We start from the raw sequence: 17,366 nt of genomic DNA, 5'->3' as shown, positions 1-17,366 counted from the left end.
GCTCACAGCGTATCCATGAAGAGATCCAGGCGATTCAGCGCGTCGTCGGAAGGCTGCGCGGCGCGCGTCTGCGCCACCATCGCGGCTTGCGCGGCCAGCGTCGGCGCATTGAACAGCGTGGCGAGCGGCAGACTCGCGCCCAGATCGAGACCGATGCGCGCGTTCAGTTGCACCGCGAGCAGCGAATGCCCGCCCAGATCGAAGAAATCGTCGTGACGTCCAATCCGCTCGACGCCCAGCAGCGTCGACCACACCGTCGCCAGTTCCGTCTCCATGCCCTCGTGCGGCGCTTCGAAAGGCGCGGCATCGTCGAACGCGGGCTGCGGCAGCGCATGCCGGTCCACCTTGCCGTTGGCGTTGAGCGGCATCACATCGAGCGGCACGATGCGCCACGGCACCATGTAGTCCGGCAAAGTTCGAGCGAGGGCGATGCGCAGGGCATCGGCATCGGACACAGCGCCCGTCACCCACGCGATGAGCCGGTCATCGCGCGCCATCACCACCGCTTCGCGCACGCCCTGGCCGAGCAAGGCCGCCTCGATTTCGCCCAGCTCGATACGCAAGCCGCGAATCTTCACCTGGTGATCGACGCGGCCCAGATAGTCGAGCGCGCCGTCTTCGCGCCAGCGCACGACATCGCCCGTGCGGTACAGGCGCGCGCCGTCCGCGCCGAACGGATCGGGCACGAAGCGCTCGGCGGTCAGCGCCGCCCGGCCCAGATAGCCGCGCGCGAGGTTCGCGCCGCCCAGATACAGTTCTCCCGGCACGCCCGGCGGCACCGGCGACAGGCGCGCGTCCAGCACCCAGGTCTGCGTTGCGTCGATAGGACGGCCGATCGGCACGGCTCGCGCCGCTTCGTCCACGCAGGTCCACGCGGTCACGTCGATGGCCGCTTCCGTCGGGCCGTAGAGGTTGTGCAGCGTCACCGAGGGCAACGCTTGCGCCGTCGACTGGCGCAAGCCGGCGGACAGCGCCTCGCCACTGCACACGATGCGCGTCAGCGACTCGCCGCAGTGAGAGGCCGCGCCGCTGTCGATGAAGGCTTGCAGCACCGACGGCACGAAGTGCAGTGTGCTCACCGCATGGCGACGCATCGTCGCGGCGAGCAGCGCCGGATCGCGATGCGCGTCGGGCGCGGCGATGGCCAGCCGTGCGCCGACGCGCAACGGCCAGAAGAACTCCCACACCGAAACGTCGAAGCTGAACGGCGTCTTCTGCAACACGGTTTCGCCGCGCCGCAGCGCATAGGCGCGCTGCATCCATTCGAGCCGGTTGAACAGCGCATCGTGACGGTTGCCCACGCCCTTTGGCCGGCCCGTCGAACCGGACGTGTAGATCACGTAGGCGAGATTGGCGCCGTGCAGCACGGCATCCGGGTTGTGCGCCGGACAGGCGCGTGTATCGATGTCCTCGAGCACGAAGCACGGCACGCCGCCCTCCGGCGCGGGCAGTGCGATGCCGCGCTGATGCAGCACCAGTTGCGGCCGGCTGTCGCCGATCATGTAGGCGAGGCGATCGGCCGGATAGGAGGGATCGAGCGGCACATAGGCCGCGCCCGCCTTGACGATGGCATACAGCGCGACCAGCAGATCGAAGGAACGCAGCGCCGCGATGCCGACGCGCGTTTCCACGCCGACGCCCTGCGCGAGCAGCCAGTGCGCGAGCCGGTTGGCGCGGGCGTTGAGTTCGCCGTAGGTCAGGGTGGCGTCGTCGAGCAGCAGGGCGATGTTGTCCGGATGACGCTCTGCGTGACGCTCGAACGCGCGGAAGACGGGCTCGGCGCCTTCGTTGTGTGCCGGGTTCACGCTCCAGCGCGCGAGCGTGGTGGCTTCGGCTTCGTCCACCATCGCGATCTCGCCGACGCTCTGGCGGCTGGCCGCAGCGTCCGCGAACGCCGCGAGTATCCGTTGGTAATGCTGCGCGAGACGGGCGATGGTCGCTTCGTCGAAGAGTTCGCGCGCGTAGGTCAGTTCCAGCGATAGCGTGCCGTCCGGCTCCTCGCGCGTGTCGAGCAGCAATTCGAATTGCGCCATCGGGGCGGGCAGCGGATACGGCTCGATGGTCAGGCCCGGAAGCTGTTCCAGCACGCGCCAGTCGCTGCGCTGATGGTTGAACATCACCTGGAACAGCGGCGTGTGGCTCAGGCTGCGTTCGGGACGCAGGGCATCTACCAGTACGTCGAAGGGCAGGTCTTGATGCGCCTGTGCGTCGAGCGTCGTCTGGCGGGTTTGTTGCAGCAGGGCTTCGAGACTTGCTTCGCCATCGATCTCTGCACGCAACACCTGCGTGTTCACGAAGAAGCCGATCAAGCCCTCCGTCTCCACGCGATGTCGGTTCGCCACCGGCACGCCGATGCGGATATCTTCCTGTCCCGTATAGCGATGCAGCAGCGCCTGGAACGCCGCGAGCAGCACCATGAACGGCGTCGTGGACGTACTTTGCGCGCGCGACTTCACCGCTTGCGAAAGCGCTTCAGGCATCTTCAGCCGATACCGCGCCGCACGATACGATGCATTCGCCTGACGCGGCGAGTCGGTGGGCAGTGCCAGCACCGGCTGTGTATCGCCCAGCGCCTTGCGCCAGTAGGTCAATTGCTGTTCGCGTTCGCCTGCGTCCAGCCAGTCGCGTTGCCATGCCGCATAGTCCGCGTATTGCACCGGCAGCGCTGCCAGCTTCAACGGCTCTTTCAACACCGCTGCGCGGTAATGCGCCACCAGTTCTTCGAGCAGCACACGCACCGACCAACCGTCCGAGACGATGTGATGCATCGCCAGTACGAAAAGGCTTTTGCCCGCTTCCTGCGTGGGAAAAAGCCCTGCACGCAGCAACGGCCCTTGCGCCAGATCGAACGGACGGCTCGCGAGCATACGCGCTGCGTCATCGATCTGCGTCGCCGGTAATGACGCTTCCTGCCAGTCAAGCGTTCCCTGCGGTTCGATCCACTGCTGCACCTGACCCGCGTCATCAGCAACGAAGCGCGTACGCAACACCTCATGCCTTGCGACGATCGCCTCGACGCTCGCCTTCAACGCAGAAGCATCCACGTCACCGTTCAGCCACAAGCCACCCGCCACGTGATACGCGCTGCTCTCCGGCGCCAGGTTCCACATGAACCACTGACGCCGCTGCGCATGCGAAGCGAGCGTGCGCCCTCGCGATGCCTCAGGCAGGCGCGGAATCGTGCTCTGCGGCGCCGCCTTGACTGCCGACGCCTCATCGAGCCGCGCCGCCAGTTGCGCCAGCGTGAGCCGCTGGAACAGCAGCTTCGGCGTGATCGACAGCTTGGCCTTGCGGGCCTTCGCCACCACCTTGAGACCGAGAATCGAGTCGCCGCCCGATTCGAAGAAGTTGCGATGCCGGCTGATCGATCCCGGCTCCATGCCGATCACGTCAGCCCAGATCCGCGCGAGCGCGACTTCGGTTGCGCCATGCGGCGCATCGGCGGCGTCCGCAGGCGCGCTCTCCGACACCGACGGCAACAGCGTCCGCAAAGCCACACGGTCGAGCTTGCCGTTCCCGTTCAGCGGCAAGGCCGCGACGGTGACGATATCGGCGGGCACCATGTATTCCGGCAGCCATGCCGCGAGCGCGCCGCGCACCGTGTCCGCCGTTGCATCGCCGGTCACGACGGCCGCCAGGCGCAAGCCGCCCGCCGCTTCATGCCCGAGCACGGCAGCTTCGCGAACGCCTTCCACACGCCGCAGCGCGCGCTCCACCTCGGCCGGTTCCACGCGGTAGCCCCGGACCTTCAACTGATCGTCCGCACGGCCCAGATACTCGAGCAGGCCGTCCGCATGGATCCGCACGCGATCCCCCGTCCGATACAGCCGCTCGCCCGAAGCGAACGGATCCGGCACGAAGCGCTCCGCGCTCAGCGCCGCACGGCCGTGATAACCCCGCGCGACGGACGGCCCACCCACGTACAGTTCGCCAATTGCACCTGATTCGACCGGCTGGAGCGCATCGTCGAGCACGTGGAGGCGCGCGCGGGGCAGCGCGGCACCGAGCGGCAGATCGCGCTGTGCGTCGAGCGGGCCGCGCTGCGCGTACATCGCGACGCCCACCGTCGTTTCTGTCGGGCCATAGTGATTGAAGATGCGGCACGCGGGTGCGAGCGCCTGCAAACGCGCGAGCAGCGCGGCGGAAGTCGTCTCGCCGCCGACGATCAACGCATCCCACGGCAACACGTCGCGCGGGCGAGCCGCACTCAGCAACGCCGACAGATGCCCCGGCACGATCTTCAGCACGCCCACTTCATGTTCCGCCATATAGCGCGCGAACTGATCGGGATTGAAGGCCAGTTCCGGTGCGAGCAGATGCAGCGTGCGCGCCGAGCACAGCGCGCCGAACAGCACGGTATGGCCGAGATCGGCGGCGGGTGTCGAGACCATCGCGAAGGACGCGTCGGGGCTCGCGCGCAGCGTGTCCAGCATGCCGCGCACATAGCTGCCGAGCGCGCGATGCGAGACCACCACGCCCTTCGGCTCGCCCGTCGAACCCGACGTATAGATCATGTACGCGGCCTGATCGGGATGAACCACGCACGGCAACTTGGCTTGCGTGTTCTCGCCGGCCGCGAAGCTCACGTCGAGCGGCACGGCCTGCGCCGTGTCCAGCCCGTCGGGCAACGCGGCGGCATGCAGCAGCACCCGCGCGCCGCAATCACGCAACTGGGCGCTCAGGCGCGCGGCGGGCGCGGCCGGATCGAGCGGCACCCAGGTCGCGCCCGCCTTCAGCGCGGCCAGCATGCCCAGCACATGTTCGATCGACCGCTCCGCCAGCACGCCGACCCGCGCCTCCCTCACCGCGCCATGCTCGACGAGACGCGCGGCGAGCACGCTGGCGGCGGCGTCGAGTTCGGTGAAGGTCGCGCTGCGTGCGCCATCGCGCAAGGCGATCTTGTCCGGATGACGCGCGACGCTGTCGGCCCACATGGTCAGCACGTCCGCTGACGGCGCTTCGTCCAGATGGCGTCCGATCGCTTCCTGCGGCGCATCGGTCAGGCGTTGTGCCAACGTCGCGAACAATCGAGTCAGACGCGCGATGAACGCGGCATTGAACACGGCATCGTCATAGGCGACGAGGAAATCGATCTGCGCACCGGTATCGGTGAAATCGACGGCGAGGTCGAAGTGCGGGGCATCGTTCAGCAGCACGTGCAGCGACGCATCGAGCGGTGCGAATCCATGCGCCGCGAACGGACGCTGTTCGGTGAGCTTCACCTGAAACAGCGCGTCGCCGGCTTGCGCGCGCTTCGGCAGCAAGGCGCTCATCAGCCGGTCGAACGGCACGTCCTGATGCTCCTGTGCCGCGAGCACGGTTTCACGGGCGGCATCGACCAGCGCGCCGAAATCCTGCTGCCGTTCGACGCGCGAACGCAGCACCTGCATGTCGATGAAATAGCCGATCAGATGCTGCGCCTCAGGCCGCTTGCGCGACGACACCGGCGCGCCGATGCGGATATCGTCCTTGCCGCTCAATACATGCAGCACCACGTTGAAGACAGCCAGCACCGTCATGAACAACGAAGCGCGATGTTCGCCCGCGAGCCGTCGCATGCGGGCGGCCAGATCGGCTTCGAGCGCAAACTTTGCGCCGCGCTGGCGGCCGCGCGTGGCCTCCGCCGCAGCCGGGAACAGACGCGCGGCTTGCGCGGGATCGCCGTCGGCGGCGAGTTGCGCGCGCCAGTAGTCGAGTTGACGGGCGAGCGTGGAAGCATCGGCCGAGGCGCGGCTCCACGCGGTGTAATCGGCGGACTGCACGCGCCGCTGCGTGGCTTCGGGACGCGCGTAGTACGCATCGGCCAGCGCTGCGAGCAGCACGTTCACCGACCAGCCATCCGCGATGATGTGATGCAGCGCCAGCACCAGCCGATGCTCGTCTTCGCCCACGCTGACCAGATGCGCCCGCACGAGCGGACCGGTTTCCAGATCGAATGGCGCGCGGGCGATGCGGTCCGCGAGTGCTTCAAATGTGCCTTCATCGCACGAGTGGCCCAGCGTGATATCGAGCGTGTCGTCGATGAGTTGCACGGCCTCGCCTTCATCGTCGATCACGAAGCGAGCGCGCAAGATGTCATGCTGCTTCACGACAGTCTGGAAAGCGCGTTGCAGCGCGGTCACGTCAAGCGCGCCGTGCAGCCGCAATACGCCGCTCATGTTGTACGCGGCGCTCGATGGATCGTGCGACCACGTCAGCCATAGGCTGCGTTGCGCGTCCGAGGCACGCGAACGGGCGCGCTGTGCGTCGTCGAGGAGCGGCAGTGCTTCAGTCTGAGCCTGCCCTTGCGCCACGTGTGCCATCCGCTCGCGCACGCGGGCTGCCGCGTCGCGCAACACGGGCGCGGCAAAGACATCGCGCGGCATGAAATCGATCGACCAGCGCGCGCGGATCGCCGCCGCGACCTGCACGGCCGCGAGCGAACTGCCGCCATGCGCGAAGAAGTTGGCGTCGGCAGTGAGCGCGCCGGCGCCGTGCAACGCATCGCGCCACAGCGCGGCCAGCGCCGCTTCCATTTCGTCCAGCGTCACAGGCGCGGCTTGCGGCGCTTCGTCGCTATCGATGCGGCGGCCTTGCAGGAACCATGCGTACGCGTCGAGCGAACGCTTCCGCCAGCCGAGCGCACAGGCCGCGCGCTGCACCTTGCCGCTCGACGTCTTCGGCAAGCCGCCCGGATCGAGCAGCACGATCGCGCCGGCCGTTTCGCCGCACGTCTGCGCGACGGCTTCCGTCAAGGCCGCCGCGATGTCCTGCGCCGCAACCAGCTTGCGCATCTTCGGCGACACCTCGGCTGCGATGCCGATCGCCGCCTGCCCGTCGATCTCGACGGCGAACGCCGCCACCCGGCCCCGCCGCACAAGCTCGACCTCGCGTTCGATCGCCAGTTCGAGATCCTGCGGATACAGATTGCGTCCGCGCACGATCAGCAGATCCTTGATGCGTCCCGCCACGTACAGCTCGCCGTCGTGCAGGAAACCGAGATCGCCGGTATGCAGCCAGGTCACGCCGCCGCGCGTCCTGAACGCCGAGGCGCTCGCGTCCTCGCGCCGCCAGTAGCCCGCCGCGACGCTCGGCCCGCTCACACAAATCTCGCCAATGTGGCCCGGCGCGAGCACCGCGCCGCTGTCCGTATCGACGATGGCAATCTCATGCCCCGGCGCGGCCTTGCCGCACGACACCAGCGCGGCGGAATCGGCCTCGCCCGCCGCGACGGCAACGCGGCCCTGCTCCATCGCGGCCTGATCGAACGATGCCGCGCGCACACCCGCACCGCGCGCCACGCCGCTCACGTAAAGCGTCGCTTCGGCAAGCCCGTAGCAGGGAAACAGCGCGCCTGCATCGAAACGCGCGGAAGCAAAGCGTGCGACGAAGGCATCGAGCGTCGGCTTGCGCACCGGCTCCGAGCCGGAGAACGCCACGCGCCAGCTCGACAGATCGAGCGCATCGCGCTGCTCGTCGCCGACGCGGTCCGCACACAGCCGATACGCAAAATCAGGACCGCCGGAAATGCTGCCGCGATGCCGCGCAATCGCTTCGAGCCAGCGCACCGGCCGCTCCAGGAAATACTGCGGCGACATCAGCACGAGCGGAATGCCGCTGAACACCGGTTGCGACAAGGTGCCGATCAACCCCATGTCGTGATACAGCGGCAGCCAGCTCACGAACACGTCGTCGCCCGTGACGCTCAGGCCCGCGCGGATCGCCGCTTCGTTGGCCCACAGGCTGCCGTGCGTGACCATCACGCCCTTGGGGCTCGAGGTCGAACCGGACGTGTATTGCAGGAACGCCACATCCACCGGCGCCGCGCGATACGGCTCGAACCTGGATGCATCCGGGTCAGGCACGAGCGCGTCCATCGACACGCGCACGGCTTGCGGCGCGATCTCGGCGAAGGCGTCGCCCAGGCTGGCTTCGAGCGCAGCCGTCGTGACGATGAAGGCAGCGTCGGCATCGGCGGCAATCGCCTGCAAGCGCGCCAGGTGCTGGCCGCGCCGCGACTCCGGCGGATACGCCGGCACCGCCGTCGCTCCGGCATACAGGCAGCCGAAGAACGCGGCCACATAGTCGATGCCGCTATCCATCATCAGCAGCACGCGCATGCCTTCGGTCCAGCCGTCCGCGCCGCGCAGACGCCGCGCCAGCGCGGTCGCGCGGCGGTCGAGTTGCGCGTAGTCGTAACGCGTGTCGCCGTGCGCATCGACCGTCACGAGCGCCGTGTCCGTGCCGCGCGAAGCGGCCAGCGCCCGCAACCGCTCAATCATGTTCTCAGCCATGTCCATCCCGTCCGCGCCTTGTGCCTGTGATGCCATTACGCCTCAGTCCTCGTCATACTCGCGCACCGTCCGCTCGCCGTACGACACCGCGTGCCGCTCCACTTCGAGATGCACCGGACGCAGCGGATAACGCGCCTCGTCCGGCGACACGGGCCGCGGCTGCCACCACGTCGGGCGCGCGGGATCGGCGGGCGGCTTGCGCGTCTCCACGACAGGCGCTTCCTGCTGCGCCATGCGCTTGCGCTTGAGGAACGGACAACGGTCGTCGGCGGGGGTGTTGGCATCGTCGAGGAAGTATTGCTTCCATTCGAGATTGCCCGGATCGCCGAAGAAACCGAGATCCGGATGCGCGCCGATCTCGTCCCAGGTCTCCAGACGCTTGCGCACCTGATTGCGCGCCTCGCGGCCGATGACCTTGTTGGTGATCGTGTCGACGAACACGCTGCGCGGCTGGAACAGCAGCACCATGCCCGGACCGAGATTGCGGCTGTGCCGCGCGCGGAACGACGGGCACGCGCACACCACGAAGGTCTCCACACCCGCGAAGGAGAACTCCCAGTCCTCGCTCGACGGCTCCGGCTGCGCGTCCGCGTGCGGGTCCGGATCGACATCGTGCAGATGCTGGAGGATCTTCCAGAACAGTGCGTGATAGGCGTCGTGCGAGAGCGGCTCGGCATCCGGCTCGAAGAACACCGCAATATTGTTCTTGCGATACTCCGGCAGCGAGACCAGTTCCGCGAAGGTCTGCATGGTCGCGGCAAGCTGGCCGATGTCCTTGCCGTTCACATACGAATAGAACATCTCGCCGCGCTTCTCGGCCATCGTGCCGAAGAAGCACGGATAAGCCGGATCCATGACCTGCGCGCGCAGCGTCTCGTAAGAGGCATCCAGCCACGCGGGCGGCTGCACCTCCGCACCCGTGGCGCGCCCGGCGATGATGCGGCTCTTCCAGTCGCCCGGATCGAACCCGCTGCCTGCGGGCGCGCCCGCTTGCGTTTCAGCATTGACGCTCTTTGCTTGATCGTCCACTGTTTCCTCGTTCCTTTGCATCGTCGATATCCTCGTTCTTCACGCGCGCCCCTGCCTCTTGCACGGGCGAACGCGCGCGCGAGCCGCAGACGCCGCGGCTCGTCGATGAAAGCGTTTCTTGCAGGGAAACAGGCGTCCTGTGCCGGACGCTCTGGGATGATGCTTTTCGTTCAGGCCGACGCCTTCGCGTCGAGCTCCGCAACCAGCGCGCGGACCCAGTCGTCGGGGATGATCGGCTGGTGATAGGTGCATTCGCCCGATACCACCGTCGAGCCATGCAGACGGCCATCGGGAATCAGCACCATGTCGCCTTCGTTCATCTTCAGCTGCATGCCGAGATTGCCCCAGAAGAGCATCTCGCCTTCCTGGATGGTCACGAGCCGGTGATCGTTGTGAACGTGCGTGGTCGAGCACATCTCATGCGGCTCGATGAAGGTCTCGCGATCGATGTCCGGACATTCGGCGTCGATACGCGTGCTGATGCGGTGCGCGAACGCCACGTAATGACGGATCGACGACAGCCACAGCAATTGTTCGCCGAGATCCCAGCGCGCGCGTTCGGCCAGCCGTTCGCCGGCAGCCATGCCTTGCGCGGTCATCGCCACGGCAGAGGCACCGTAGGCCGCGCCGATCGTTTCGAGCGCCTGCGCGCCGCGCCGCAACAGTGAATCCTTGCGCGACTGCGCATCATCGTTGCTACGGTTCGCAGGCTTCAGATGCGCACAGGCGCGTTCGAGCGCGATGCTGAATGCCAGCGCTTCCGCTTCCGCCGCGAACGCCGCGCCCACCAGCCCGAACGCGCGATCCGGCCGGCGCGCGAGCGCATACAGCAGGTTGCACTTGGCCAGGCTGGTCGGCAGATAGAACTGCCAGTACGCATGCTGCTGGCGCGTCACGCCGCACGATGCCGCCACTTTCGCGTACAGCGCGGCATCGGTTGCATCGGTGTCGGGTGCGGGACGCTGGTCGGCGGGAAGCATGTCGAACAGGCCGCTCGCCGCCGCCCGCGCCAGCGCGCGCTGCTTCGACGGCGCCAGCGACCAGCGCTGCACCATGATGAAACGCAAGCCTTCCTCGAGGTAATCGTTGCGCATCAGCCGCGCAAACGTTTGATCCCAGAACTGCAGTTCGGCATCGAGGATGCGGGCGAGTCCTTGCGTCGCATCCGAAGCCTGCCCGGGAGCGGTCTGCTCCTGGCACAGATACTCGAACGCGTACGCTTCGAGGAACGGCGCAATCTGTGCGCCGAGCACCTGCGCCTCTTCGCCATAGAACTCGACGAAGCGTTGCCAGTCGGCGGGCGCGGCCGAGGCCGGCAGACGCGCCGTGCCCAGTTCGTAGATCGACAGCAAGGTACGGTTCGATGCCAGCGCAGGCAGGCGGCTCACGTTATGCGGGCGCACCGGCTTCGCGAACTTGAGGAACTCGAAGTCTTCGGGGCGCAGCGGCCGGCGATGGTAGTCGTCGTCGAGCACCAGTTCGCTGACCTCCGCGCTGCGAAACGGCTGCGCGGCGGCGAACTGCTTGATGAGGCCGACATAGCGTTCGCTCTGGCCCGCGAACGGTGAGAAGTCAAACAATGAAGACGAGGGTTGCGTCATGATCGTATTCCTGCGGCTGACTCACTGAAGATGAGAGAAACGTGTTGCGCCCGTGTGTTGAGCCGTGCCGTCCGCGCACGGCTCGCCGGATGGGATCTGCTGCTGCGTGTCGGCCGGCATGTCGCGGCATGCCGGCTCGACGCGCTTTTAAAAGTCCGACCGGACCGTCAACATCACATTGCGACGCTGACCGAACTCGCTGAAGAAAGTGCCCGGCGGACGAATGTAGTAATCGCGGTTGAAGATGTTGTTCAGGTTGAGCGACGCCTGAAGGTGCTTGTTGAACTGATAGCCCATCTGCGCGTTGAAGATCGCGTATGCGCCCTGCTCGACGCCGCGCGAAATGCGCGTCTGCGCCAGCATGCCCCCGCCCACCGAGAAGCCGCGCAGTGTGCCCTGGGTGAACAGGTAGTTCGTCCACAGCTTGAACAGATGCTTCGGATCGGTGCCGGTCGTCAGATCCGGCTGATCGTTTTCATAGTTGACGTTCAGGTACGTGTAGCCCGCATACACGTTCCAGTTCGCCAACGGCTGGCCCGCGATCTCGAACTCGAAACCTTCGTCCGTCGACTTGCCGCCCGCGATCGAGCCGGTCGGATTGTTCGGGTCGGTGATCGCGCGGTTGTTGTCGTTGATGTGGAACGCCGCCGCCGTGGTCGTCAGCCGGTTGTTCAGGAAGCTGGTCTTCAGGCCGACTTCGTATTGCTCGCCGGAGCGCGGGGGCAACAGTCCGCCCGTATAGGTGAGCGCGGTCTGCGCGGTCAGGAAGCGGGAATAACTTGCGTAAGCCGTCATCGAGCGCGTGATGTCATACACGAGCCCCGCGCTTGGCAGGAAACGGTGATTGACCTGCGCCTGCGTGCTCCAGTCCTCGACGGTCGGAAGCGTGGACTGGGACGTTTCCTGCAGGAAGGCTTCACGCGCGCCGAGCACGAGCGTCAACGGCGTCAGCAGCTTGATGCGCGCCTGCGCGTAAATGCCGTACTGCTCGGTGCGGTTGTTCGATCCGAAAGTGAACGGCACGTCCGTTTTCGGCACGGCGTTCGGATCGAATACGTTGAAAGTCTGGCCGTCGAACGGACCGTTCAGCGCAGCAAAACCCGAATCCGCGGTGCCCGTCTGCAGCGAATAGTTCGCACCGATCGTCAGCGTATGGGTCTGGCCGAACGCGCGGATCGGGCCGCTCACGTTGGTATCCGCGCCCCACCAGTTATAGGTGTTGCGCTGGCGTTGCTCGCCGTAGAAACTCAATCCGTCCGCGGTCGTGCCCGGACCCGCGTACGCATAGTCGGCCTTCGTCAGCAGATGGCGATAGAACAGCGTCGTGTTGGACTTCCAGCCGTTCTCGAAGCGATGCACGAGATTGCCGTTGACCTCTTCCATCGCGCTGTACGAGTAGTTCCAGCTCGGGCTGAAGTTCTGCGTGTACGAACTCTGCAATCGGCCGAGCAGATTGCCGTCCGGATCGGTCACGCCGCTCACGCCGTAATCGATGCCGCTGATCGGGTTGACCTGATACGCCGCCGACAGCGACAACGTGGTGCGCGGGTTGAAGTCGTAGTCGATGGCGCCGTACGCCATCACTTCCTTCTGGCGCGTGCCATCCACCGACTGCAAGCCGTCGCTGCCCACCAGCACCGCGCGGCCGCGCAGCGAGCCGTCCTTGTTCAGCGGGCCGGTCACGTCGATCATCTGGCGGAAGCTGCCGAACGAGCCGACCTGCGTTTCCGTCGCCACATGGAAGGTGTCCTGCGGACGCTTGCGCACGAAGTTCACCGTGCCGCCCGGATCCGTCACACCATCCATCACGCCAGTCGGGCCGCGCAACACTTCGATGCGGTCGTACATCGCGAGGTCGAACTGTTGCAGATATTGGAGGCCGCCCGGCGTCGACACGCCATCGAACTGCACGCCCAGGAAGTTGCCGCGCGCCTTGTAGTAGGCGGTGCCGTCGCCGTAATCCACCGACTCCACGCCGGTCACGTATTTGAGCGCGTCCTGGATGGTCGTCAGGTTCTGGTCGTCCATGCGCTGACGCGTCAGCACCGACACCGATGCCGGAATCTCCTTGATGGACTGCTCCGTCTTGCCCGCGACCGTCGCCGTGCGGCCGGAATACGTGCCGCTGCCTTCCGTGGTGGCATCCGGCGTGGCATTCACTTCGATGGCTGGCAGATTGCGATTCGACGGCTGCGCGTCCGTGGCTTGTTGCGCATGCGCGGACGTGCCCCACATGGCGACCAGCGCCAGCGCAATGGGCGTGAGTCCCGATCGGACGGGCAAGCGGTGGTTGGGCCGCGGTGCGCGGCGCCGTTGTCTGTTGTTATTCATTGTGCTGATCGCATCTGCCTGATGGTGGAAACCCGTTGAAGACCCGAAGAAGACTCGTGGAAAACCCTGGCGCCCATCGCATCGATGGACGTGTTCAGGATTGCCAAGTTGAGAATCTGGAGATACAGCGAGGCGCCCGACGAACAGCGTGCACGTCTGTCCGTCATGGCCGGGAACAGCGTCGCGCGCAGGTCATGCTGAATGCTGAACACGTCATCGACGTGACGAGACGGCGTGAAATTCTGGCGCGCTTCCGTCTCGACATCGACACTATACAAGAATGATTCGCATTTGCAAGCCTTGACACAGTTTATGTCTTGCTTTCAAAAAGCCGACGTGCTAATCCCCTGCGCGGGAGAGATTCGTCACGTAGCTGACACGGATTTGCGCAGCGTCAGCGCGATCAGATAAGGCCCGCCAATGAGCGTCGCGACCAGACCCGCGGGCATTTCCTCGGGGAACATGAGCTGGCGGCCGAGCCATTCCGCGAAGCCCATCAGCAGCGCACCGAAGATCGCGGCGACGAAGATCTGCACGCCGGGACGGCGCGCGCCCGAATAGCGCGCGACATGCGGCGCGATCAGGCCGACGAACGACAAGGGTCCGACAATCAACGTCGATGCCGCCGTCAGCAGCGCCGCCACGATCAGGATGGCAAAGCGCGCGCGCGTGACGGGCACGCCGAGTCCCTCGGCCATGTGGGTGCCGAGTCCGAGCGCCTCCAGCCAGCGCGACAGCAGCGGCGCGAGCGCCAGCCCGAGCACGGCGATGGCGGCGGCCGTGTAGGCGGACGACGCTTCGACGTAATAGGTCGAGCCGATGATGAAGTTCATCAGCATGCCGCCGCGCGGATCGCCGCTTGCGAGCAGCGCGCCGACCACGGCCTGAAACAGCGCGCTGATGGCCACGCCGATCAGCAGCAGCCGTTCTGGCGCGAACGCGGCCTTCGATCCGAGCCACAGCAGCAGCGCCAGCGTGACGATCGCGCCCGCGAGGCAGCCGGCGAACAGCACGCCCGGCGACGGCGTCAAACCCGCGAACAACACGACCACGATGCCGAGCGCCCCGCCCGAACTCACGCCGAGCAGGTCGGGGCTGGCCATCGGATTGGCGGTGACGCGCTGGATCAGCGTGCCCGCGACCGCGAGCAGCACGCCCGCAGCGAGCGCCGCGACGGTATGCGGCAGGCGCCAGAACATCAGCGCGTCGAGATCGCTGCGGCTGGCGAAGCGCCAGCCATCGAGTCCGCGCGACACACAGAACGACAGCACCAGCACCGCCACGAGCGCGGCGCACGCCCACGGCAGGCGGCGCTCCAGCTTCGCGGGCGGCGCATGCGCGACGGCCGCCGCATGCAGGTCCGGCTGGGTGCGCAGACGCGGCAGCAGCGCGAGCAGCAGCGGCACGCCGAGCAAGGAGGTGACGGTGCCGGTGGGCACCAGATGCGCCGAGAACAGTTCGCCCGATGCGATCACGCGGACGATTTCATCGGTGCACCAGAGCAGCACGGCGCCGAGACACGGCGCCCACACGAGCCGCTGACGCAGCCGCCGCGCGCCCGCGAGCCGCGCGAGCGTCGGCGCGGCCAGTCCGACGAAGCCGATCACGCCCACCGCCGACACCACGCACGCAGTCAGCACCACGGCGATCAGCAAGGCCGCGAATCGCGTGCGCTGCAGTGCGATGCCCAGTCCCTGCACGGTCGAATCGCCGGCCTCGAACACGCCGAGCGGACGCAGCATGAAGGCCGTCAGCACGAAGCACGCGAGCACGCCGACGAACAACCGCGCGCTCTCGTGCCAGCCGGTCTGGTCGAGCGCGCCGCCGCCCCAGATCATCAGGCCGCGCATCAGGTCGAAGTGCGCGAGCGTGATGCCGAGCGCAATCGCGCCGCAATAGAGATTGACGATCATGCCCGACAGGATCACCGCCAGCGACGACATCCGCTGCCGCCACGCGAGCGCGAACACGAGTGTCATCGCCAGCGCGCCGCCGCCGAGCGCGACGGCCATGCGTCCGCTCGCCAGCAGCGAAGGCGCCCACAGTTCGGCGAGCATCAGCGCGAGATAGGCGCCGGGGAAGATGCCGAGCGTCATCGGCTCGGCGAGCGGATTGCGCAGGACCTGCTGTGCGAGCGTGCCGGCCAGCGCGAGCGCGCTGCCGCATAGCAGCGTCATGGCGATGCGCGGCAACATGCTGTCGCGCACCAGCACCTGATGCAGGTCGGTGCGGTCGGGCATGAAGAGCGTCGACCAGAACGATGCGCCGCTCAGTTCGCCGTGGATGCCGGCAATCGACAGGCACAACGCCACCAGCCCGAGCACGCCGACCAGCGCCACGCGGAAATCGCGCGGCGCGCGCGGTCCGGATACCGCCGTCATGTCACGCGACACCGCCGCCTCCCGCCGCAATCAGGGTGAGGGCGTCGTCGATGGCGTGCGCGAAGCGCTGCATCGAGACAAGTCCGCCGTAGGGCGCGATCACGGGCAGCTTGGCGACGCGCTTCGAGCGCACCGCCGGCAGCGCCTGCCAGATCTCATTCGAGCCGAGCTGCGCGACGACCGGCGCCGCCACCGGTCCGACCAGCAGCAGGCTCGCCTGCTGCACGTCCACCAGCCGTTGCAGCGGCACCATCGCCGCGCCCACCTGCGTGGCCCACACGCGGCCGCCCGCAGGCGGATTCACGGCGTTGACGACGCCGAGCTTCGTGAGCATCGCGTCGAAGAGACTGCCTTGGCCGTAGACGCGCAGATGCCGGTCGTCGACCAGATCCGCGACGATCACCGGCGCCGCGGTCAGCGCCGGCCGCGCGCCGATCCGCGCCCGCACCGCGTCCGCCGTGCGCTGCGCCGCGCCGATCAGCGCGGCCGCGCGTGCCGGAAGTTGCAGGCGCGTGGCCAGTTCGGCGGTTTCGGCGCACAAGGCCGAGTATGGCGCGGGGTTCGACATGTACGTGCCGAGCGTGATGGTCGGCGCGAGACGCTCCAGCGACGGTTTCGCCGGCGCGTGTTCGACCGTGATGACGAACAGGTCGGGGTCGAGCATGCGCAGCACGTCGAAGTTCGGCTGATAGAGCAAGCCGATATCGGCGACGCCCTGCGGCAGCGGCGGCTGCACGATGGTCGTGCGATACCAGTCCGGCAACGACGTCCCGACCGGAGCGACGCCCAGCGCCAGCAGCGTTTCGGTCAGTTCCCAGTTCATCGTGACGATGCGGCGCGGCGTGGCACTTTCAGCGGCGAACACCGATGGCGCGGCGAGCCCCGCCGTCATGGCAAACGCCGTCGCGAGCCAGCGACGTCGGTTCAAAGCAACGCGCTTCATCGCGGGAATCCGATCAGATAACCGCTGACGGCATCGGTCATGACGCCCATCGGAACGCCGTAGATGGCTTGCAGCACATCGGGACGCATGGTCTCGGCCGGGCTGGTCTGCATCAGCAGCTTGCCGCCGCGCAGCGAGACCAGTTGCGTGCAGAAACGCGTCGCCATGTTGACGTCGTGCAGCACGATCACCGCCGTCATGCCGCGCTCGTCGCACAGCTTGCGCACGAGGCCGAGCACTTCGAGCTGATGGCTGATGTCGAGCGCCGAAGTCGGCTCGTCGAGCAGCACGCAGCGGCTGTTCTGCGCGATCAGCATCGCGAGCCACACGCGCTGGCGCTCGCCGCCCGAGAGACTGTCGACGGGTCTGTCGGCGTAATGCGCGACATCGGTCCAGGTCATCGCCTCGTCCACCAGCCGCTGGTCCTCCGCCGTGAAGCGCCCGAGCGCGCCATGCCACGGATAGCGCCCGAGCGCGACCAGTTCGCGGACCAGCAGGCCGTCGGTGGCCGGCGTGTATTGCGGCAGATGCGCGACCTGCTGCGCGAAGCTGCGGTGCGGCCAGCTGGCGAGCCGCTCGCCGCCGAACTCGATGGTGCCGCGCGTCGGCTGATGCAGCCGCGCGAGCAGCCGGATCAGCGAGGTCTTGCCCGAGCCGTTATGGCCGATCAGCCCGACCACCTCGCCCGTGCCGATGCTGAGCGAGATGTCGTGCAGCAGTTGCTTGCCGCCGATCTCGAAATCGACGTTCGACAGCGTGTAGAGGGCGTCTTCTGTTGTGTGCTGCATGACCCGATGTTGCCTTTTCG

8 protein-coding genes are annotated in these 17,366 nt (G+C 67.1%); all 8 read right to left on the bottom strand.

Annotated features, from left to right (window positions below):
* Positions 1 to 2 precede the first annotated feature (2 nt).
* The 8 genes from QCE69_RS17315 to QCE69_RS17280 all read right to left on the bottom strand — a co-directional run bounded on the left by QCE69_RS17315 (position 3) and on the right by QCE69_RS17280 (position 17,346).
* Entirely contained in the window at positions 3 to 8,309 is an 8,307-nt protein-coding gene (locus QCE69_RS17315) for a non-ribosomal peptide synthetase (RefSeq protein ID WP_309932065.1), read from the bottom strand.
* Between the two features lie 6 nt (positions 8,310 to 8,315).
* The gene (locus tag QCE69_RS17310; protein ID WP_409017866.1) at positions 8,316 to 9,302 is read right to left on the bottom strand and encodes a YqcI/YcgG family protein; all 987 of its coding nucleotides are present in this window, start codon (positions 9,300 to 9,302) and stop codon (positions 8,316 to 8,318) included.
* A 170-nt stretch (positions 9,303 to 9,472) separates the two neighbouring features.
* A complete protein-coding gene (locus QCE69_RS17305; protein WP_309920741.1) occupies positions 9,473 to 10,903 on the bottom strand; it encodes a peptide synthetase in 1,431 nt (476 codons plus the stop codon).
* A 147-nt stretch (positions 10,904 to 11,050) separates the two neighbouring features.
* Positions 11,051 to 13,186: a TonB-dependent siderophore receptor gene (locus tag QCE69_RS17300; protein WP_309920739.1), complete on the bottom strand. Its 2,136-nt coding sequence runs from the start codon at positions 13,184 to 13,186 to the stop codon at positions 11,051 to 11,053.
* 44 nt (positions 13,187 to 13,230) lie between these two features.
* Complete coding sequence (locus QCE69_RS17295) at positions 13,231 to 13,446, bottom strand: hypothetical protein (RefSeq protein WP_309932064.1); 216 nt, start codon at positions 13,444 to 13,446, stop codon at positions 13,231 to 13,233.
* A gap of 153 nt (positions 13,447 to 13,599) precedes the next feature.
* Complete coding sequence (gene fhuB / locus QCE69_RS17290; RefSeq protein WP_309932063.1) at positions 13,600 to 15,615, bottom strand: Fe(3+)-hydroxamate ABC transporter permease FhuB; 2,016 nt, start codon at positions 15,613 to 15,615, stop codon at positions 13,600 to 13,602.
* Position 15,616: 1 nt separating this feature from the next.
* The gene (locus tag QCE69_RS17285) at positions 15,617 to 16,558 is read right to left on the bottom strand and encodes an ABC transporter substrate-binding protein (RefSeq protein WP_309932062.1); all 942 of its coding nucleotides are present in this window, start codon (positions 16,556 to 16,558) and stop codon (positions 15,617 to 15,619) included.
* Positions 16,555 to 17,346, bottom strand: coding sequence for an ATP-binding cassette domain-containing protein (locus QCE69_RS17280; protein ID WP_309932061.1), 792 nt, complete (start codon positions 17,344 to 17,346; stop codon positions 16,555 to 16,557). Before QCE69_RS17280 ends, QCE69_RS17285 begins: the two co-directional genes overlap by 4 nt.
* Positions 17,347 to 17,366: the final 20 nt, after the last annotated feature.

Origin of the sequence: Caballeronia sp. LZ032 (assembly GCF_031451315.1) — a bacterium.
Lineage (GTDB): Bacteria > Pseudomonadota > Gammaproteobacteria > Burkholderiales > Burkholderiaceae > Caballeronia.
Note: the sequence above shows the minus strand (reverse complement) of the source record. Positions and strands in the feature narration are given on the sequence as shown.

Coding starts and splice junctions, on each gene's coding strand:
- QCE69_RS17315 (WP_309932065.1), bottom strand. CDS start 8,309: ATGGCATCACAGGCACAAGGCGCGGACGGGATGGACATGGCTGAGAAC.
- QCE69_RS17305 (WP_309920741.1), bottom strand. CDS start 10,903: ATGACGCAACCCTCGTCTTCATTGTTTGACTTCTCACCGTTCGCGGGC.
- fhuB (WP_309932063.1), bottom strand. CDS start 15,615: ATGACGGCGGTATCCGGACCGCGCGCGCCGCGCGATTTCCGCGTGGCG.
- QCE69_RS17285 (WP_309932062.1), bottom strand. CDS start 16,558: ATGAAGCGCGTTGCTTTGAACCGACGTCGCTGGCTCGCGACGGCGTTT.
- QCE69_RS17280 (WP_309932061.1), bottom strand. CDS start 17,346: ATGCAGCACACAACAGAAGACGCCCTCTACACGCTGTCGAACGTCGAT.